Origin of the sequence: Aeromonas sp. QDB03, from assembly GCF_027707985.1 — a bacterium.
Taxonomy (GTDB): domain Bacteria; phylum Pseudomonadota; class Gammaproteobacteria; order Enterobacterales; family Aeromonadaceae; genus Aeromonas; species Aeromonas hydrophila.
The window spans coordinates 214,889-235,005 of record NZ_JAPCJG010000005.1; the positions used below are offsets into that span (position 1 = coordinate 214,889).

Genomic DNA, 20,117 nt, shown 5'->3' on the forward strand with positions numbered 1-20,117 from the left:
ATGACGTCCCCCTCCCGCCCCCCGCTCTATCTGGTCGACGATGACGAGGCCGTGCTCGACTCCCTGCGCTTCATGCTGGAAAGTTGCGACGAGCGGCAGCTGCTCAGCTTTGCCGATGGCGAGCGCTTTCTGGCAGAGGTCGATCTGCACCAGCCCGCCTGCCTCATCCTCGACTGCCGCATGCCGGGGCTCTCTGGCCCCGAGGTGCAGCAGCGGCTGAAGGCGGCCCAGAGCCCCATCGCCATCCTCTTTCTCACCGGCCACGGCGAGGTGCCACTGGCGGTGGAGTCCCTCAAGCTGGGGGCGGTGGATTTCTTGCAAAAGCCGGTGCAGCTGGCCCCCCTGCTCACCGCCATCGAGCGGGCCGAGCAGGCGACGCTGAGCGCGGCCACCCGTTTCACCCAGCTGGCCGCCTATCAGCGGCTCACCCCGCGCGAGCACCAGCTGCTGCAGCTCATCGCCCGGGGACACAAGAATCAGCAGATAGCGCAGGATCTCTGCATCTCGGTGCGCACCGTCGAGGTGTGCCGCGCCAGCCTGATGAAACGCCTCGAGGTCGATTCCCTGGCCGAACTGATGCTGCTCTATGCAAACGTCCATTCAGCCCCCTGAGCCGGGCCACTAATCCAGGCCCCTGAACCAGGCCGGGAGAGTGACCCACTTGCCGGGCCTATGCCCAGTCCCATCTGCCGCACAGGGGATGCCTTTGGCTCAGGGTGCCGGCAAATCTGTGCGCAGGCGCGCTATTCCGGCGCCCGCGGCTTGCAGCGCAAATCGGGGTTTGCTAATACTCCGCGTCCATTGGATGAGCATCCCCTTTCGAGATAGTGTGCCGTGGCTTTCGAACAATTCGCGCTCGTGATATCTCTCTTCCAGCAGCTCTGTGTCTATCTGGTGATCGCCTGGCTGCTCTCCAAGACGCCGCTGTTCATGCCGCTCACCCAGGTGACCCTGAGCTGGCCCCACAAGATCCTCTGCTACCTCATCTTCTCCGGCTTCTGCGTGATGGGTACCTATTTTGGCCTCAGGGTCGAGGACTCCATCGCCAATACCCGCGCCATCGGCGCCGTGCTCGGCGGCATCGTCGGCGGCCCGGTGGTGGGGCTGCTGGTGGGGCTCACCGGCGGCATTCATCGCTATTCACTGGGGGGCTTTACCGCGCTCGCCTGCACCTTCTCCACCATCGCCGAGGGGCTGCTCGGCGGCCTGGTGCACCGCCACTTCGTCGCCCGCCATCGGCTCGACCTGCTGTTCAGCCCCTGGGTTGTCGGCTCGGTGGCCCTCGTCGCCGAGCTGATGCAGATGGGCATCATATTGCTGGTGGCCCGTCCCCTCGATGATGCCATCCACCTTATCGAGAACATCATCGCCCCCATGCTGGTGGCCAATACCCTGGGGGCCGCCATGTTCATGCGGATGATCCTCGATCACCGCGCCATGCTGGAGAAGTACTCGGTTGCCTTCTCCGCCCGCGCCCTCAAGATCGCCGAGCGGGCGATGCGGGTGCTGGACAAGGGCTTCACCCAGCAGGCATGTCAGCAGATGGCGCGCATCCTCTACGAGGAGACCGGGGTCGGTGCGGTGGCCATCACCGATCGGGAGAAGCTGCTCGCCTTTATCGGCATCGGCGAGGATCACCACCTGCCGGGCACCGCCATCAACTCGGCCCACACCTTCAAGGCGATCCAGCACAACGAGGTGGTCTATGCCGACGGCAACCTCATCCCCTACAGCTGCAACCTGCATCCCCAGTGCCGGCTCGGCTCCTCGCTGGTCATTCCGCTGCGGGGGGAAGAGGGCTCGGTGGTGGGCACCATCAAGCTCTACGAGCCCAAGCGCAAGTTCTTCTCCTCCATCAACCGCACCCTGGGAGAGGGGATTGCCAGGCTGCTCTCCGGCCAGATCTTGGCCAGCAAATACAACGAGCAGAAGCGGCTGCTGGCCCAGTCGGAGATCAAGCTGTTGCAGGCGCAGATCAACCCGCACTTCCTGTTCAACGCCCTCAACACCCTGGCGGCAGTGATCCGGCGCGACCCCGAGGATGCCCGCACCCTGGTGCACCACCTCTCCACCTTCTTTCGCAAGAACCTCAAGCGCCAAGGGGACGAGGTGACCCTGGCCGACGAGCTGGAGCACGTGAACGCCTACCTGCACATCGAGCAGGCCCGCTTCGCCGAGCACCTGAGCGTGCAGATCCATATTCCCGAGTCGCTGCTGGAGTACCGGCTGCCCACCTTCTCCCTGCAGCCCATCGTCGAGAACGCCATCAAGCACGGCATCTCCCAGATGTTCGAGCCGGGCAAACTGACCCTGACTGCGCGGCAGGAGGGCGAGCAGCTGGTGCTGGAGGTAGAGGACAACGCCGGCCTCTATCAGGCCAAACGGGAGGAGAGCGGCCTTGGCATGAACATAGTGGATCGGCGCATCAAGGCCCGTTACGGCGCCGAGTATGGGGTCACCATTCACTGCGAGCCCCATCAATCCACCCGGGTGAGGATCACCCTTCCCCTGCAGGAGAGCCCATGCTGACCGCCCTGATCGTCGACGATGAACCCCTCGCCCGCGAGGAGCTGCGGCTGCTGCTGGAGCAGGCGGGCAACATCCGCCTGCTGGGGGAGTGTGCCCACGCCATGGAGGCGCTTCCCGCCATCCATCGCCTCAAGCCCGACCTGCTGTTTCTCGACATCCAGATGCCGCGCATCAACGGGCTGGAGCTGGTGAGCATGCTGGACCCGGACTTGCGCCCCCACATCGTCTTCATCACCGCCTACGACGAGTTTGCCCTGCGCGCGTTCGAGGAGAACGCCCTCGACTACCTGCTCAAGCCGGTCACGGCAGAGCGGATGAACAAGGCCCTGGAGCGCATCCAGCGACTGCTTTCGCCAAAAGGTGAGCTGGCAGGCCAGCCGCTGCCGGACCCGACCCGCATCGCCCAGCCCCTGCGCAGCATCCCCTGCAGCGGCCACAACCGCATCCTGCTGCTGCCCCTTGGCGAGGTGGAGTTCGTCCACAGCGATCTGGCCGGCAACAAGGTGGTGAGCGCCCAGCAGCAGGGCACCACAGAGCTGACCCTGCGCACCCTGGAGGAGAAGACCGGCTTCGTGCGCTGTCACCGCCAATACCTGCTCAACCCCGGCCAGATCCGCGAGATCCTGCTGCTGGACGGCGGCCTGGCGGAGGTGGTAACCCAGGGCGGCCACAAGGTGCCGGTGAGCCGCCGCTACCTCAAGCCCCTCAAGGAGCTGCTGGAGATCCCCTGAGGGAGGGAGCGGGCCACTCACTCCGCTCCTGCTCTGCCCGTTACCACTCACCCGCCTCCCACGCCCGCCGGCTCATCCCTCAAACCGCTCGGGGCCGCTTTTCTGCCGCTCGCGGGCGGCCCTCTGCCACTGACCTTTTCTGCGCTCCCCTTTCCCTGCCGCATCAGTAGAGTGCAGCCTGAGCCCGGCCGGATTGGCCGCAGGAAAAGGAAACTCCGTCATGCAACACGCAATCACTTTCGTCATTGCGGCCCTCTGCATCCTCGCCATCGCCTATCGCCTCTACGGCGTGTTCTTTGTGCGCAAGGTGCTGATGGCCGACGACAAGCTGGTCACCCCCTCCCACCAGCTGGAGGATGGCAAGAACTATGTGCCGACCAACAAGTGGGTCAACTTCGGCCAGCACTTCGCGGCCATCGCCGCCGCCGGCCCGCTGGTGGGCCCGGTCCTGGCCGCCCAGTACGGCTACCTGCCGAGCTTTCTCTGGCTGCTGATCGGCTGCGTCATCGGTGGCGCGGTGCACGACACCGTGGTGCTGTTCGCCTCCATGAAGCATCAGGGCAAGTCCCTCTCCGAGGTGGCCAAGGCCGAGCTCGGCCCCATCGCCGGCTGGTGTACCGGCCTTGCGATGCTGTTCATCATCACCATCACCATGGCGGGTCTCTCCATGGTGGTGGTGCACGCGCTGGAGCGTAACGCCTGGGGCGTGTTCGCGGTGTTCATGACCATTCCCATCTCCATGGTGGTGGGGATCTGGCACAAGCTGACCGGCAACCTGCAAGCGGCCTCCTGGGTGGGCTTCATCGCCGTGTTGGCCTGCGTCTTCTTCGGCCCCTACGTGCAGGAGAGCGCCTTCGGTGCCTGGCTGACCCTGCGTGCCGAGACCATCAGTCTGGCGCTGCCGGTCTACGCCTTCTTCGCCACCGCGCTGCCGGTCTGGCTGCTGCTCACCCCGCGTGGCTACATCTCCAGCTTTATGAAGATCGGCGTATTCGGCGCCCTGGTCATCGGCGTTATCTGCATCAACCCGGAGATCCAGTTCCCCGCCATGACCCAGTTCGTCCACGGCGGCGGCCCGGTACTCGGCGGCCCGGTCTGGCCCTTTATCTCCATCACCATCGCCTGTGGTGCCATCTCCGGCTTCCACGCCTTTATCGGCTCAGGTACCACCCCGAAACTGGTGGACAAGTGGAGCGACATCCTGCCGGTCGCCTTTGGTGCCATGCTGGCCGAGTGCGTGGTGGGCGTGATGGCGCTGATCGCCGCCACTGCCCTGCACCCGGCGGATTACTTCGCCATCAACGCCACGCCGGAGGCTTTCGCCAAACTGGGGATGCAGGTGGTGGACTTGCCGTTCCTCTCCCAGGAGATCGGCATGGATCTGAACGGTCGCACCGGCGGCGCCGTCACCCTGGCGGTGGGCATGTCCTACATCTTCACCAAGGTGCCCTGGTTCAGTAACCTCGCCTCCTACTTCTTCCAGTTCGTGGTGATGTTCGAAGCGGTCTTTATCCTGACTGCCGTCGACTCCGGCACCCGGGTCTCCCGCTACCTCATTCAGGACTTCTTCGGCGAGTTCTACCCACCCCTCAAGCGCATCGACTGGATGCCGGGCGCCATCGGCGCCAGCGTGCTCGCCTGCGTGATGTGGGGCTACCTGCTGATGTCCGGCGACATCGGATCTGTGTGGGCGCTGTTCGGGGTATCCAACCAGCTGATGGCCTCGGTGGGCCTCATCATAGGTGCCACCATCATCTTGCGACTGGCCAGCAAGCGCCGCTACATGCTGACCTGCCTCATTCCGCTGGCCTACCTGTTCGTCACCGTCAACTACGCCGGTTACTGGATGGTCAGCCACGTCTACTTCAACCCGGAAGCCAAGGGCTACAACCTGCTCAACGGCGGCATCTCGCTGCTGATGCTGGGGCTGGGCGCCGTCATCCTGGTGTCGGCCATCCGCAAGTGGATTGAGCTGTGGAAGCTGCGCCAGCAGCCCGAGTTCCGGATTGCCCCGGCCAGCGCCAGCTGACCCATCCGCTGCAACAACAAACCCCGGCATGCCGGGGTTTGTTGCATCTGGCGCTCAAAAAACGGTCTCATCAGGGTACATGGCGCCATCGATCACAGAACCCGAGCAGCGATCGGGCTAGAATGGGGGCTTCCGTCACCCGGCCTGGGGCCGGTGACCTCTTCGCGCTTTCACTTATCGAGGACACGCTTCATGGAACTGCTTCTTCTCAGCAACGGCAAAGCCACCGAATGCCCGGGCCTGCTCGGCTGGGCCCGGGATCGGGTGCAGACCCTGCTCGCCCGCAAACAGGTCAAGCGCATCCTGCTGATCCCCTACGCGGTGATCCGCAGCGACTGGGATGCCCGCGCCCTGGAGCTCAGCGAGAGCCTGGGGGTGGAGGCCATCAGCATCCATCAGTTCGATGACCCGGTGGACGCGATCAACCATGCCGACGCCATCTTCATCAGCGGCGGCAACACCTGGCGCCTCAACCAGCTGCTGCACGAGAACGGCCTGGTGGTGCCCATCCAGCGCGCCGTGCGCGAGCGGGGCGTGCCCTATGTGGGCTGGAGCGCCGGTTGCAACGTGGCGACCCCCAGCATCCGCACCACCAACGACATGCCGGTCTGCAGCGCCGCCGTGCTGCCTGCGCTGGGGCTGTTCCCGCTGCAGATCAACCCCCACTATCTGGACGCCAGCATCAGCGGCCACATGGGGGAGACCCGCGACGAGCGCCTGGCCGAGTTCTGCGCCATCAACCCGAGCGAACACGTGGTGGCCCTGCGCGAGGCAAGCCTGCTCCAGGTCAGTGGCGAGCACATCGAATACTGGAGCGCCCGCGGCGAAGGCTTCAAAATCTTCAAGCACGCCGAGACCACCCAGGAGTTCAGCACGGCCGCACCGCTGGCCGAGCTGACGCCGTTTCGCCCGCGCGGCTGAATGGCGCTGACCGGCTGAAAACCCGCAGGGGCGCAGGATGTCGCCCCTTTTTTCGCAATGAAGGGAGGATGAGATGAAGATCAGGACTGAACACGACAGCTTCGGCGCGATCGCCGTGCCGGCCGATCGGCTGTGGGGAGCCCAGACCCAGCGCTCCCTGCAACACTTCGACATCTCCGGCGAACGCCAGCCGATGGCGCTGATCCACGCCCTGGCCCGCATCAAGTCGGCCTGTGCCCGGGTCAACCACGCCAACGGACTGCTGCCCGCCCGCACGGCGCAGGCCATCATGAGTGCCGCCGACGAGATCCTGTGCGGCCAGCATGATGAGGAGTTCCCGCTGCGGGTATGGCAGACCGGCTCCGGCACCCAGACCAACATGAACCTCAACGAGGTGCTGGCCAACCGGGCCAGCGAGCTGCTTGGCGGCACCCGTGGCGAGGGGCGGCTGGTGCACCCCAACGACGAGGTGAACAAGAGCCAGTCGAGCAATGACGTCTTCCCGAGCGCCATGAACCTGGCGGCCGTCACGGCCATCACCGGGCACCTGCTGCCCGCCCTGGCGACCCTGCGCACTACCCTGGCCGGCAAGGCGGCGGCCTTCGACGACATCGTCAAGATAGGCCGCACCCATCTGCAGGATGCCACCCCGCTCACCCTGGGGCAGGAGTTCTCCGGCTGGGTCGCCCAGCTCCAGCAGGGGGAGCGCCATATCCGGGCCGCCCTGCCCCATCTGTGCGAGCTGGCGCTGGGGGGCACCGCCGTCGGCACCGGCCTCAACACCCCGCCCGGCTTCGCCAAGGCGGTGGCCGCCACCCTGGCCGAGCAGACCGGCCTACCGCTGGTGAGCGCCCCCAACAAGTTCGAGGCGCTGGCGGCCAGCGATGCCCTGGTCCATGGCCACGGCGCCCTCAAGACGCTGGCCGCCTCCCTCATGAAGATCGCCAACGACGTGCGCTGGCTGGCGAGCGGCCCCCGCAGCGGGCTGGGAGAGCTGCTCATCCCGGAAAACGAGCCAGGCTCCTCCATCATGCCCGGCAAGGTCAATCCGACCCAGTGCGAGGCGCTCACCATGCTGTGCGCCCAGGTGATGGGCAACGATGTGGCCATCAACATCGGCGGCGCCAGCGGCAACTTCGAGCTCAACGTGTTCAGGCCGATGATCGCTCACAATTTTCTGCAGAGCGTGCGGCTGCTGGCGGACGGCATGCAGAGCTTCCACGACCACTGCGCCGTCGGCATCACCCCGAACCAGCCCCGCATCGACGAGCTGCTGGCCCGCTCCCTGATGCTGGTGACGGCGCTCAACCCCCATATCGGCTATGACAAGGCGGCAGAGATCGCCAAGCGGGCCCACCATGAGGGGCTCAGCCTGCGGGAGGCGGCCATTGCCTCCGGCCACCTGACGGCGCAGCAGTTCGATGCCTGGGTGGTGCCGGCCGACATGGTGGGTCGGCGCGGCGGCTGAGCCAGCACGGCGGGAAACACGAGATAAAAAAGAAGCCGGACTGCGCCGGCTTCTTTTTTCATCAATGAGTCAGGGTTTGAGCAGCTTGCTCAGGGCATCCAGCTCGCGCTGGGCGGCCAGCAGCTTGGTCTGGGCCTCTTCCAGCTTGGCCTGCTTCTTGGCGATCTTGTCGGGCTTGCCCGTCACCCTGGCGTTTTGCAGCTCGACCAACCGTTCGTTGACCTGCTCCTTGAGCTCGGCCACCCGCTGCTGCTGCTCCTTGAACAGGCCGGCGTCGGTGCAGTGAGTCTCGATATTGCGCAGGGCCCGCTCCAGCCCGGCGACCTGATCCGCATTGTCGTGCGCCTTGGCAAACACCAGCTGATCCTTGACGGCCTGCTGGCGCGCCTTGCAGCCAACGGCCTCACTGCCATAGGCCTGGCCGGCCAACAGCAGCATGCTCATTCCGATAACCTTCCACATAACGACCTCGTACCCCTGTCATGTTTGATGGCCGCCTATCAGACCGTACTCGGCCAGCAGGGTCAAGGCACGGGCAAATCGCTACGACAGAGTTTGTGCGACATCACGCCAACCGGGTGCCGATGGGCCTACAATGGCTACTTTCATCAAGGAGTCTGTTATGAATCAAGAGATTGTCATCATCGCCAACGGCGCCCCCTATGGCAGCGAATCCCTGTTCAATGCCTTGCGCCTGGCCATCGCCCTGCGCGAACAGGGCGGTGCCAACCTGAAACTGTTTCTGATGTCAGATGCCGTCAGCGCCGCACTGGCGGGCCAGGCACCGGCCGAGGGCTACAACCTGCGCCAGATGCTGGAGATCCTGCTGGCTCAGGGGATCAGCATTCGCCTTTGCAAGACCTGTACCGATGCCCGTGGCATCACGGCGCTGCCGCTCATCGAGGGGATCGAGATCGGCACCCTGCCGCTGCTGGCCCAGTGGACACTGGCGGCCGACAAGGTGTTGACCTTCTAGCAGTGCGAGAACCGGGCGCAGGCGTTGATCTGCAACAATCCTGCGCCATTTGAAAACCAGCCTTGGGCTGTTAATGTCTACACTGTCAGTTACATAACAATGCGTGCGCCTCTATTTTCGCTCGGGAAACTGTCATGAATCCAACTGAACAGACTCTGCTGGAGCAGATGCGGATCACAGAGTTCGAAATCGCCCATCGCAAGGAGCTGCTGCTGCTGGATGAGCAGGATTTCGCCCTGCTCGCCAGCTATCGCCCTAAAATCGAGCCCCACATCGATGCCCTGGTCGACAAGTTCTACACCCTTCAAACCGCGATCACCGAAATTGCCCTGCTGATCGGCGACGCCGATACCCTCACCCGGCTGCGGGCGGCACAGCGCCGCTATATTCTCGATCTGTTCAGCGGCCTGTATGACCTGGAATACGTCAACAACCGGCTGCGGATCGGACTGGTGCACAAGCGGATCGGGGTGGAGCCCAAGCTCTATCTGGCCGCCATCAACACCCTCAAGGGGCTGCTCATTGAGGATATCTTCGCCCAGATCCCCGATGAGCAGGAGCGGGTCACCATGCTGACCGCCCTCGACAAACTGTTCCTGTTCGACATCACCCTGGTGTTCGAGACCTATATCCGCAGCCTGGTATCGGAAATAGAGTCCTCCAAGGAGAAATCGGAGATCTACGCCAAGGCACTGGAGGAGAAGGTACGCGAGCGCACCCAGCAGCTGGAGGAGATGAGCCGGACCGATGCCCTCACCGGCCTGCTCAGCGTACGCCACCTGCAGGAGAACCTGACCCGCACCCTGCGTACCTGCCAGCGCCGCTCAGAGCCGGTGGTCATCGCCTATCTCGACATCGACGACTTCAAGCAGATCAACGACAGCCAGGGCCATCAGCGCGGGGACGAGATCCTGCGCATCGTCGGCGACTGCATTCGCAAGGTCTCACGGGCGGAGGATTGCTGTTTCCGTTACGGCGGGGACGAATTCTGCCTGATCCTGCCCAACTGCAACGAGGAGCAGGCCAGAGATGTCTTCCTGCCCCGCCTCAACAATGCGCTGAGCGAGCAGATCAGCGACGTCACCCTCAGCATCGGCCTGGTACAGACCGGGCCTGTCCAGTTCGATGAGGGCAACAGCCTGATCAGGCTGGCCGACGAGCGCATGTATGCCGCCAAAAAGGCGATGAAGCAGGTCAACCAGAAGGGGACACACTGAGGCTCAATCCTACTTGACCCGAATCCGTTCCGGACGCGCAATGCGGGCGCCCCACTCATAGAGCAGGAAAGTAAACAGGCAGAGCACCGCCATCAGCACGTAGAGTGCCTGGCCGCCCCACTCGGCAAGGATCCAGCCCCCCAGCAAAGCACCGATGGCCCCACCCAGCCCGGCCAGCGCACCGGCACCGAAGTAGCTCCCCTTCAGATGCGGAGGCGACATCTGATCGATCAGCACGTTGAGCAGCGGAAACAGTATGGTCTCCCCTACGCTCAACATCAGTACGGCCCCGACCCAGTGTGACCACTGCTGCGGATCCCCCAGCGCAAACAGCACCTGAGCCCCCAGAAACAGAGTGATACCGACCTGCAGGCGCACCTTGCCCGGCCAGCGGGCCAGAAGGTGCAGCAGGGGAAACTGCAGCAGCACCACGGTCAGGGCGTTGGTGGCCACCAGAAGGGCGATGAGGCTCGCCACCTCTGGCGTCCCGGCCCGGGTCAGGTACTGCACCAGCGGTGAGTGGAACTGGGAATAGACCAGGTTCATCAGCAGGTTGGCCAGTACCAGCAGCAAGAAGACCCGGTCCAGCCACAGTACCTTGATGGCCGCACGCAAGCCCAGCTCGCTGCCGTGGGTCGCCACTATCCTGCTTTGGGCAAATCCCCAGAGAAAGGCAGCCCCCAGCAGTAGATAGCTGCCACTGAGCAGCAGGAAGGTCTGCTGCTGGGCACTGATGCCAAGGGTCACCCCCAGCAGGGGGCCGAGAGCCGCACCCAGGTTGAGCAGGAAGTAGCGCAGGTGCAGCGCCAGCTCGCGGGCCTTGGCCGAAGCCAGGCTGTCAGCCATCAACGCCTTGCCGGGCGCATCGATGAGCCCGGAGGAGAGGCCGCTGCCGAGTACCCCGAGTCCGAGCCAGAGCACCGAATGGGAGAAGCCAAGCAGGCCGTAGCAGAGCACCGAGACCAGACAACCCGCCAGCAGGATGTTGCGCCGCCCCAGCTTGTCGGACAGCCAGCCACCATAGAAACTGACCAGGGTGGAGATAGCCGCAGTCGCCCCCAGCATGGCACCGATGGCGGTCGCCGAGAGGCCATACTCCCGATAGAGCAAGATGGAGAGAAACGGCCAGACCATGTAATAGCTGGTGCGCACCATGAAGGTGCCCAGGATTACGGTCCAGACCAGGGGAGGAAACTGCCTTAGGAGGGCCCACGACATCACACTGCTCCTTGTTGCCCGTCGCGCGGGAAGCCTTTCGTTATAACAACAGGTCTCAAAAGCAACAACGCCAAGTCGCAAATATAAAAAAAGCCGACCCTGAGGTCGGCTTTTTCACGGCTCGGCGGCTTATTCGGCAGCCGGCTCTTCGACGGCGGCAACAGCCGGCTCGGCTGCGGCTTCGGTCGGGGCGTTCGCTTCCTTGATTGAGAGACGCACGCGGCCCTGACGGTCCACTTCCAGTACCTTCACCTTGACCACGTCACCGATCTTCAGGTAGTCGGCCACGTTCTGCACGCGTGCATCGGTGATCTGGGAGATGTGCACCAGACCATCCTTGCCCGGCAGGATGTTGACGAAGGCACCGAAGTCAGCCAGACGCACAACCTTGCCTTCGTAGATGCGGTTCACTTCGATCTCGGCGGTGATGGCCTCGATACGGCGGATCGCTTCCTTGGCGGCATCACCGTCAACGGCGGCGATGCGGACGGTACCGTCATCATCCAGCTCGATGTTGGTGCCGGTCTCTTCGGTCAGGGCACGGATCACGGAACCACCTTTACCGATGACGTCCTTGATCTTCTCCGGGTTGATCTTGATGGTGTGGATGCGCGGGGCGAAATCGGAGATCTCGGCACGCGGTGCCTGGATGGCTTCGTCCATCACTTTCAGGATGTGCAGGCGAGCACCACGAGCTTGCTTCAGGGCAATCTCCATGATCTCTTTGGTGATGCCTTCGATCTTGATGTCCATCTGCAGCGCAGTCACACCTTCGGTGGTACCGGCAACCTTGAAGTCCATGTCGCCCAGGTGATCTTCGTCACCCAGGATGTCGGACAGCACGACGAAACCTTCTTCTTCCTTCACCAGACCCATGGCGATACCGGCAACGGAGGCCTTGATCGGCACACCGGCGTCCATCAGCGCCAGGGAGGAACCACAGACGGAGGCCATGGAGGAGGAGCCGTTGGATTCGGTGATTTCAGATACCACACGTACCACGTACGGGAACTCGTCGGCGCTCGGCATCACCGCAGCAACGCCGCGCTTGGCCAGACGACCGTGACCGATTTCACGACGTTTCGGGCTACCCATCATGCCGGTCTCACCGACGCAGTATGGCGGGAAGTTGTAGTGCAGCATGAAGCGATCGGCGCGGTTGCCGGTCAGCTCGTCGATGTTCTGGGCGTCACGCTCGGTGCCCAGGGTGGCAACGACCATGGCCTGAGTTTCACCACGGGTGAACAGGGCGGAGCCGTGGGCACGCGGCAGTACACCGGTGGCGACGGAGAGGGCGCGGATCATCTCCGGATCACGACCATCAATGCGCGGCTCGCCACGGACGACGCGACCACGGACGATGCGGCTTTCCAGGCTGTGGAACTCTTCGCCGATCTTCTTGGCATCTTCTTCCACGCCGGAAGCGATCACTTGCTCAACCACGCGAGCCTTGATGGCACCGATGGTTTCGTAACGCACGGCCTTCTCGGTGATGCGGTAGGCTTCACCCAGCTCAGCTGTCGCCAGCTCGGCAACCTTGGCTTTCAGCGCTTCGTTGACGGCTGGAGCAGTCCAGTTCCACGGCTTGGTGCCGACGTCGGCAGCGAATTCGTTGATGGCGTTGATAACGGCCTGCATCTGCTCATGACCGAATACTACCGCACCCAGCATCACCTCTTCGGAGAGGATGGCCGCTTCGGATTCAACCATCAGCACGGCGTTGGCGGTACCGGCAACTACCAGGTCCAGATCGCTCTGCGGCAGTTCGGTAGTGGTCGGGTTCAGCACATACTGACCGTTCATGTAACCCACGCGGGCTGCACCGATCGGGCCGCCGAACGGGATACCGGAGATGGCCAGCGCCGCGGAGGCACCGATCATGGCAACGATGTCGGGAGAAACGGCCGGGTTCACGGACATGACGGTGGCAACCACCTGAACCTCATTGAGGAAGCCTTCCGGGAACAGCGGACGAATAGGACGGTCGATCAGACGGGAGATCAGGGTCTCGCCTTCGCTCGGACGGCCTTCACGACGGAAGAAACCACCCGGGATACGACCAGCAGCATAGGTACGCTCCTGGTAGTTGACGGTCAGCGGGAAGAAATCACGGCCGTGATCGGCCTCTTTCTTGCCAACTACGGTCACAAATACGCAGGTATCGTCCATGCTGACCATGACGGCCGCAGTGGCTTGACGGGCCATCACTCCGGTTTCCAGAGTGACGGTGTGCTGACCGTACTGGAATGACTTTACAATAGGATTCACGTGAATTTCCTTTTTACAATTTGGCGCTTTAAATTCGCGTGCAAGTATACTTGATTCGATGCAAAAGGTAAGCAGCGACACAAATTCTGTGAGGACGGCAACAGCCTGACGCGCAATAAAAAAGGGGAACCCGGAGGTTCCCCTTTTTCGCAAAATCTGATGGTCGATTAACGACGCAGACCCAGCTTGGCGATCAGAGCAGCGTAACGCTGAACGTCTTTACGCTTCAGGTAGTCCAGCAGCTTACGACGCTGGGAAACCATGCGCAGCAGACCGCGACGACCGTGGTGATCCTTGGAGTGCTCCTTGAAGTGACCTTGCAGATGGTTGATCTGGGCAGTCAGCAGGGCAACTTGCACTTCGGGGGAGCCGGTGTCGTTGGCGCAACGAGCGTTGTCAGCAACGATTTGAGCTTTGATCTCAGCATTTAGAGACATGGTATTACTCCAGTAGAGTGTTTAAAGGTTCACAGCCAATCTCTAATTCAGCCGTGAAATGAGGGCGGTATCATAATCGTCCCCGTCACTTTACGCAACGGGAAAGAGCCACAACGGCCAACACGCGTCGATACCGCCTGAGGATCACTCCTCGTCGTGTTCGTCGTGATAACGCACCAGACGCTTGGGCGCCACGCGCCCTTCTTCGTCGATCTCGCCCACGCCGATGAACTCGCGCTCCGGACCGACCGTCATGCGCACCTGACCGCTCTGCGGCGCTCCGGCGACCTGCACGGCCTGGCCCTGGTTCACATAGGCGGCCACGGCGGCCAGCATGTTCACCTCGGGCAGGCTTGCCACGGCGGTATCCATCGGCAGCAGCAGCGGATCCAGCTGCTCGCGCGGCGGAATGCTTTCGGCCTTGGCCTGCTCGAAGATGCACTCGAGCTGTTCCAGGGTCAGCATCCGCTCATAGGGGTAGCTGGCCACCTGGGTACGACGCAACTGGGTGACGTGCGCGCCGCAGCCCAGCACCTCCCCCAGGTCATCCACCAGGGAGCGGATGTAGGTGCCCTTGCTGCAGTGCACCTCCAGCTTGACCTCATCCCCTTCAAAGCTGATGAGCTTGAGCTCGAACACCGTGATGGGGCGGGCTTCCCGCTCGATCTCGATGCCTTCACGGGCGTACTCGTAGAGCGGGCGACCGTTGTGCTTGAGGGCGGAGTACATGGACGGCACCTGCATGATGGGGCCGCGGAACTGGTCCAGCGACTCGATCAGGGTACCCACGGCCACGTTCACCGGCCGGGTGGAGACCACCTCGCCATCGGAGTCGCTGGTATTGGTGCGCTCGCCCAGCTTGGCGGTCACCTCGTAGCGCTTGTCCGCTTCCAGCAGATACTGGGAGAACTTGGTGGCTTCGCCGAGGCAGATCGGCAACATGCCGGTTGCCAGTGGGTCCAGGGCGCCGGTGTGGCCGGCCTTGGCGGCGTTGTAGATCCGCTTGACCTTCTGCAACACATCGTTGGAGGTCAGCCCGGTCGGCTTGTCCAGCAGCAGGATACCGTGCACGTCACGGCCCTTGAAACGACGTCTACGAGACATCTCAGGCGTTATCCTCAGTAGTTTCATCCGGCGCGGCATCGTCTTCTTCACGACCGGATTCGGCCATGCGACGCTTGTCTTCACGGATGGTGTTGGTCACCAGGTTGGAGAGACGCATCCCCTCGACCAGGGTCTGGTCGTAGAAGAAACGCAGCTCGGGCACCACGCGCAGACGCATGGCGCTGCCCAGCAGGCTGCGGATGTAGCCAGCGGCTTCCGTCAGCGCCTTGAGCCCTTCCTTGATGCGCTCGGCATCATTTTCCAGCTGCAAGAAGGTGACATACACCTTGGCGTAATTGAGGTCACGGGACACTTCCACATCGGAAACGGTCACCATGCCGATGCGCGGATCCTTGACCTCGCGCTGCAGAATGAGCGCGATTTCACGCTGGATCTGCTGTCCGACCCGACGGGTCCGGCTAAATTCTCTGGCCATATTCTATCCTGCGATAAAAGGGGGCCGCGGCCCCCTATTTAATCTGACTCCAGCCTTACAGAGTCCGTTGAATTTCAACGGTCTCGTAAACTTCGATCTGGTCGCCTTCGCGTACGTCGTTGTAGTTCTTGACCGCGATACCACACTCGTAGCCGTTCTTGACTTCGTTGACGTCATCTTTGAAGCGACGCAGGGATTCCAGCTCGCCTTCATAGATAACCACGTTGTCGCGCAGAACGCGAATGCGGTTGGAACGCTTGACCACACCTTCGGTGACCATACAGCCGGCCACGGCACCAAACTTCGGTGACTTGAACACGCTGCGCACTTCGGCCAGACCGATGATTTCCTGACGGTACTCGGGGGCCAGCATGCCGCTCATGGCCTGCTTCACTTCGTCGATCAGGTCATAGATGACGGAGTAGTAACGCAGATCCAGGCTCTCGGCCTCGATGACCTTGCGTGCAGAGGCATCGGCACGGACGTTGAAGCCCACCAGGATGGCGCTGGACGCGGCAGCCAGGGTAGCGTCGGTCTCGGTGATACCACCCACGCCGGAACCCACGATCTTCACCTTCACTTCGTCGGTGGAGAGCTTGACCAGGGCATCGCAGATCGCTTCCACGGAACCCTGTACGTCGGCCTTGATCACCACGTTCACTTCGGACACTTCGCCCTCGGTCATGTTGGCGAACATGTTTTCCAGCTTGGCCTTCTGCTGGCGAGCCAGCTTGACTTCGCGGAACTTGCCTTGACGGTAGAGCGCCACTTCACGGGCTTTCTTCTCGTCACGCACAACGGTGGCTTCGTCACCGGCAGAGGGAACACCGGACAGGCCGAGGATTTCCACCGGCAGGGACGGACCCGCTTCCTTGATCTCGCGACCCAGCTCGTCACGCATGGCACGGACACGACCATATTCCAGGCCGCACAGCACGATGTCGCCCTGACGCAGGGTACCTTCTTGTACCAGCACGGTAGCAACCGGACCACGACCCTTGTCGAGGAAGGACTCGATCACGACGCCGTTGGCCATGCCATCAACCACCGCTTTCAGCTCCAGTACTTCGGACTGGATCAGGATGGCTTCCAGCAGGTCATCGATGCCCTGGCCGGATTTGGCGGAGACATGGACGAACTGGCAATCGCCACCCCAGTCTTCGGACATGACGTTGTAACGGGCCAGCTCGGTCTTGACGCGATCCGGATCCGCTTCCGGCTTGTCGATCTTGTTGACCGCCACCACCAAGGGCACTTCAGCGGCCTTGGCGTGCTGGATGGCTTCGATGGTTTGCGGCATCACGCCATCATCGGCAGCAACGACCAGCACCACGATATCGGTGGCCTTGGCACCACGAGCACGCATGGAGGTAAACGCCGCGTGACCCGGGGTATCCAGGAAGGTGATCATGCCACTGTCGGTTTCGACGTGGTAAGCACCGATATGCTGGGTAATGCCACCGGCTTCGCCCGCGGCAACCTTGGCTTTACGGATGTAGTCCAGCAGCGAGGTCTTGCCGTGGTCAACGTGACCCATGATGGTCACGACCGGCGCGCGCGGCTTGGCTTCGGAGGTCTCGTCACGATCGGACAGTACCGCCTCTTCCAGCTCGTTCTCGCGACGCAGCACCACCTTGTGACCCATCTCCTCGGCGACCAGCTGAGCGGTCTCCTGGTCGATCACCTGGTTGATGGTGGCCATGGCACCCATCTTCATCATCACCTTGATGACTTCAACGCCCTTGACGGCCATCTTGTTGGCCAGGTCGGCCACAGTGATGGTCTCGCCGATCACCACGTCGCGGTTCACCGCGGCCGCCGGCTTGTTGAAGCCGTGCTTCATGGCGTTCGGAGTGGCAACCTTGCCACGCTTGCCCTTGCGAGCACGCGGATTGCGCGCATCGCGATCGTCTTCACGACGACCGGCCTTTTTCGGGCCCTTGGCAGCAGCGGCAGTGCGGCGGCTGGTCTCTTCCTTACGATCCAACTCATCTTCAGCCGCCTGAGCGTGCTTGTTGGTGGTCAGATGGTAATCGCTGCTCTCTTTGGCGCGAGCGGCTTCTTCTTCAGCCCAGCGGGCTGCGTTCTGTTCCGCCATGACACGAGCCTCTTCGGCTTTCTTCGCGGCGAGTTCCTCAGCCTTGGTCAAGGCTGCTTGTTCTTGTTGGCGCTTCAGTTCTTCTGCTTCGCGCTTGGCCATCTTTTCTGCCTCTTGCTGAGCTGTGCTACCGGCTGCTTTGGCGGGCTGTTGAGCCTGTCGAGCCTTTTGTTGTGCCTCGATCCGCGCCTTTTCCTCAGCTTCACGACGAGCCTGCTCAGCCTCACGGCGAGCCTTCTCTTCAGCGTCGAGACGGGCCTTCTCTTCGGCCTCGCGACGAGCTTTTTCTTCTGCTTCCAAACGCGCTGTTTCCTCGGCTTCCGCCTGGCGCTGTTCATCTTCCAGCGCCGAACGTCTTACATAGGTGCGAGACTTGCGCACTTCTACCTGCACTTCCTTGTTCTTGCCGCCAGTCCCCTGAACACTGATGGTGCTCTTGGTCTTGCGCTGCAAGGTCATGCGGGCAGGTGCGGCGACCTCGTCACCTCCATGCTGTTTCTTCAGATGGGCCAGCAGTGTCTGTTTCTCAGACTCGCTGACCATGTCGTCGGCCTTGCTCTTGCTGATACCGGCATCGACAAACTGCTGGAGAAGACGATCAACCGGTGTGTCGATGTCAGTGGCAAGTTGTTTGACTGATACTTCTGCCATTCATTTTCCTCCGTTTGATCTTACTCAGACTGCTCTTCTCCGAACCAACAGATATTACGAGCAGCCATAATCAGCTCACCGGCTTTCTCTGCCGTCAGCCCTTCAATATCAGCAAGGTCATCGATGCCTTGCTCTGCCAAATCTTCCAGGGTACCGATGCCGCGAGCGGCCAGTGCGTACGCCATTTCACGGCCAAGGCCGTTCAGATTGAGCAGTTCTTCGGAAGGCTCTACACCTTCAAAGGATTCTTCTTTGGCCAAAGCCTTGGTGGTCAGAGCATCCTTGGCGCGTTTGCGCAGCTCTTCCACCATGTCTTCGTCCAGGCCATCAATGGCCAGCAGCTCGTTGACCGGCACGAAGGCGATCTCTTCCAGAGTGGAGAAACCCTCTTCCATCAACAGGCTGGCGAAATCGTCATCGATGTCCAAAGTGCTGGTGAACAGCGTCAGGATGCGGTCGTTCTCGGCCTGGTGCTTGGCACGCATGTCCTCGACGGTCATCACGTTCAGCTCCCAACCGGTCAGCTGGGAAGCCAGACGCACGTTCTGACCGTTGCGGCCGATGGCCTGGGCCAGGTTGGCGGCTTCCACGGCGATGTCCATGGTGTGGTTGTCTTCATCAACAATGATGGAGGCCACATCGGCAGGCGCCATGGCATTGATCACGTACTGGGCCGGGTTGTCATCGTACAGCACGATGTCGGCGCGCTCGCCGCTCAGCTCGGCGGAGACCGCCTGAACGCGGGCACCGCGCATGCCGATACAGGCACCGATCGGGTCGATACGACGATCGTTGGTCTTCACCGCGATCTTGGCGCGGGAACCCGGGTCACGGGCTGCGCCCATGATTTCGATCATCTCTTCACCGATTTCCGGTACTTCGATGCGGAACAGCTCTTTCAGGAAGTCCGGGCTGGAACGGCTGACGAACAGCTGGGAACCACGGGCTTCCGGACGCACGGCGTAGAGCAGACCACGGATGCGGTCGCCCGGGCGGAAGGTCTCGCGCGGCAGCATGTCGTCGCGGAAGATAACGGCTTCGGCGTTGCTGCCCAGATCCAGGATCACGTTGTCGCGGTTGCTCTTCTTGACCACGCCGCTGATGATGGTGCCTTCCTTGTCCTTGAACTGGTCAACGACCTGGGAACGCTCGGCTTCGCGCACTTTCTGCACGATGACCTGCTTGGCAGTCTGGGTGGTGATGCGGTCGAAGGTGACAGAGTCGATCTGATCTTCAACGTATTCACCGATCTGGATTTCTGGCTGCTCGATCTGGGCAGCTTCCAGGGTAATCTCGGCGTAGGGGTTTTCCATCGCAGCTTGATCTGCAATGACCACCCAGCGGCGATAAGTGTCGTAGTCACCGGTCTTGCGATCGATCTCGACCCGAACTTCAATCTCGCCTTCGTATTTTTTCTTGGTCGCTGTCGCCAACGCGGTTTCCAGAGCCTGGAAAATCTTCTCGCGGGGTACCGCCTTCTCGTTGGAAACTGCGTCAACGACCAGCAAAATCTCTTTATTCATATCCGATAGCCTCGTTAACCAAAGTTCGGCACTATGTTCGCTTTTTGGATATTGGTGAAAGCCAACACTTCGTCCTTACCATCTACCGTCAGGGTGATCATGTCGCCCTGCACAGCTTTGATTACGCCTTTGAACTTGCGGCGGTTGTTTGTTGCCATCCGAAGCGTTACCGCCGCCTCTTGGCCAACGTATTTTTCGAACTGGGCAACCTTGAACAGGGGACGATCCAGACCCGGGGAAGACACCTCGAGGTAATACTCCTCGGTGATGGGATCTTCGACATCCATGATGGCGCCAACCTGATGGCTGACCTCAGCACAGTTCTCGACGCTCACGCCATGCTCGCCGTCGATATAGACGCGCAAGGTGGAGTGTTTACCCGCACGGATAAACTCAATACCCCACAGTTCAAAGCCCAAGGCAACGACAGGAGCCTCGAGCAGATCGGTCAAACGTTGTTCCAACGTAGCCAAAGTCACCCTCCGAAAAAACAAAAAAAGGGCATAAAGCC

General features: G+C 61.9%; 17 protein-coding genes. 8 read left to right on the top strand and 9 right to left on the bottom strand.

Annotated elements, in window-relative coordinates:
- The 6 genes from PG900_RS14455 (at window position 1) to fumC (ending at window position 7,678) form a co-directional block, all read left to right on the top strand.
- A complete protein-coding gene (locus tag PG900_RS14455; protein ID WP_270831696.1) occupies window positions 1-612 on the top strand; it encodes a response regulator transcription factor in 612 nt (203 codons plus the stop codon).
- A gap of 222 nt (window positions 613-834) precedes the next feature.
- Entirely contained in the window at window positions 835-2,529 is a 1,695-nt protein-coding gene (locus PG900_RS14460; RefSeq protein WP_202009181.1) for a sensor histidine kinase, read from the top strand.
- Window positions 2,523-3,260, top strand: a complete 738-nt coding sequence (gene btsR, locus PG900_RS14465; RefSeq protein WP_045528292.1) for a two-component system response regulator BtsR — start codon at window positions 2,523-2,525, stop codon at window positions 3,258-3,260. Before PG900_RS14460 ends, btsR begins: the two co-directional genes overlap by 7 nt.
- Before the next feature lie 220 nt (window positions 3,261-3,480).
- Window positions 3,481-5,289, top strand: coding sequence for a carbon starvation CstA family protein (locus PG900_RS14470; protein ID WP_024944260.1), 1,809 nt, complete (start codon window positions 3,481-3,483; stop codon window positions 5,287-5,289).
- 192 nt (window positions 5,290-5,481) lie between these two features.
- On the top strand, window positions 5,482-6,210 hold the full coding sequence (gene pepE, locus PG900_RS14475) for a dipeptidase PepE (protein ID WP_041216229.1): 729 nt from the start codon (window positions 5,482-5,484) through the stop codon (window positions 6,208-6,210).
- A gap of 73 nt (window positions 6,211-6,283) precedes the next feature.
- Window positions 6,284-7,678 (top strand): class II fumarate hydratase, encoded by a 1,395-nt coding sequence (gene fumC, locus PG900_RS14480; RefSeq protein ID WP_270831698.1) that lies wholly within the window; start codon window positions 6,284-6,286, stop codon window positions 7,676-7,678.
- 69 nt (window positions 7,679-7,747) lie between these two features.
- Here fumC and PG900_RS14485 read toward each other — a convergent pair whose 3' ends face one another.
- On the bottom strand, window positions 7,748-8,122 hold the full coding sequence (locus PG900_RS14485) for a DUF1090 domain-containing protein (protein WP_270831699.1): 375 nt from the start codon (window positions 8,120-8,122) through the stop codon (window positions 7,748-7,750).
- A gap of 178 nt (window positions 8,123-8,300) precedes the next feature.
- Between PG900_RS14485 and PG900_RS14490 the strand changes: the two genes are divergently transcribed.
- Together PG900_RS14490 and PG900_RS14495 are read left to right on the top strand one after the other, a co-directional pair.
- Window positions 8,301-8,654, top strand: a complete 354-nt coding sequence (locus tag PG900_RS14490) for a DsrE/DsrF/TusD sulfur relay family protein (protein ID WP_011707068.1) — start codon at window positions 8,301-8,303, stop codon at window positions 8,652-8,654.
- Window positions 8,655-8,788: 134 nt separating this feature from the next.
- Window positions 8,789-9,871 carry a protoglobin domain-containing protein gene (locus PG900_RS14495; RefSeq protein WP_168966652.1) on the top strand — a complete coding sequence of 361 codons (1,083 nt, stop codon included), beginning with the start codon at window positions 8,789-8,791 and terminating at the stop codon, window positions 9,869-9,871.
- A gap of 9 nt (window positions 9,872-9,880) precedes the next feature.
- On the opposite strand, the gene PG900_RS14500 is transcribed toward PG900_RS14495, so the two are convergent.
- The 8 genes from PG900_RS14500 to rimP form a co-directional block, all read right to left on the bottom strand.
- The gene (locus PG900_RS14500) at window positions 9,881-11,092 is read right to left on the bottom strand and encodes an MFS transporter (RefSeq protein ID WP_333563444.1); all 1,212 of its coding nucleotides are present in this window, start codon (window positions 11,090-11,092) and stop codon (window positions 9,881-9,883) included.
- 126 nt (window positions 11,093-11,218) lie between these two features.
- Complete coding sequence (gene pnp / locus PG900_RS14505; protein WP_011707071.1) at window positions 11,219-13,357, bottom strand: polyribonucleotide nucleotidyltransferase; 2,139 nt, start codon at window positions 13,355-13,357, stop codon at window positions 11,219-11,221.
- Between the two features lie 167 nt (window positions 13,358-13,524).
- Window positions 13,525-13,794, bottom strand: a complete 270-nt coding sequence (gene rpsO, locus PG900_RS14510; protein ID WP_005298162.1) for a 30S ribosomal protein S15 — start codon at window positions 13,792-13,794, stop codon at window positions 13,525-13,527.
- 144 nt (window positions 13,795-13,938) lie between these two features.
- Window positions 13,939-14,898: a tRNA pseudouridine(55) synthase TruB gene (gene truB, locus PG900_RS14515; RefSeq protein ID WP_270831701.1), complete on the bottom strand. Its 960-nt coding sequence runs from the start codon at window positions 14,896-14,898 to the stop codon at window positions 13,939-13,941.
- 1 nt (window position 14,899) lies between these two features.
- Window positions 14,900-15,334: a 30S ribosome-binding factor RbfA gene (rbfA, locus tag PG900_RS14520; protein WP_011707073.1), complete on the bottom strand. Its 435-nt coding sequence runs from the start codon at window positions 15,332-15,334 to the stop codon at window positions 14,900-14,902.
- A gap of 55 nt (window positions 15,335-15,389) precedes the next feature.
- Window positions 15,390-18,083: a translation initiation factor IF-2 gene (infB, locus tag PG900_RS14525; protein ID WP_016351718.1), complete on the bottom strand. Its 2,694-nt coding sequence runs from the start codon at window positions 18,081-18,083 to the stop codon at window positions 15,390-15,392.
- Between the two features lie 20 nt (window positions 18,084-18,103).
- The gene (gene nusA / locus PG900_RS14530) at window positions 18,104-19,606 is read right to left on the bottom strand and encodes a transcription termination factor NusA (RefSeq protein WP_011707075.1); all 1,503 of its coding nucleotides are present in this window, start codon (window positions 19,604-19,606) and stop codon (window positions 18,104-18,106) included.
- A gap of 14 nt (window positions 19,607-19,620) precedes the next feature.
- Window positions 19,621-20,079 (bottom strand): ribosome maturation factor RimP, encoded by a 459-nt coding sequence (gene rimP, locus PG900_RS14535; RefSeq protein ID WP_016351719.1) that lies wholly within the window; start codon window positions 20,077-20,079, stop codon window positions 19,621-19,623.
- Window positions 20,080-20,117 lie beyond the last annotated feature (38 nt).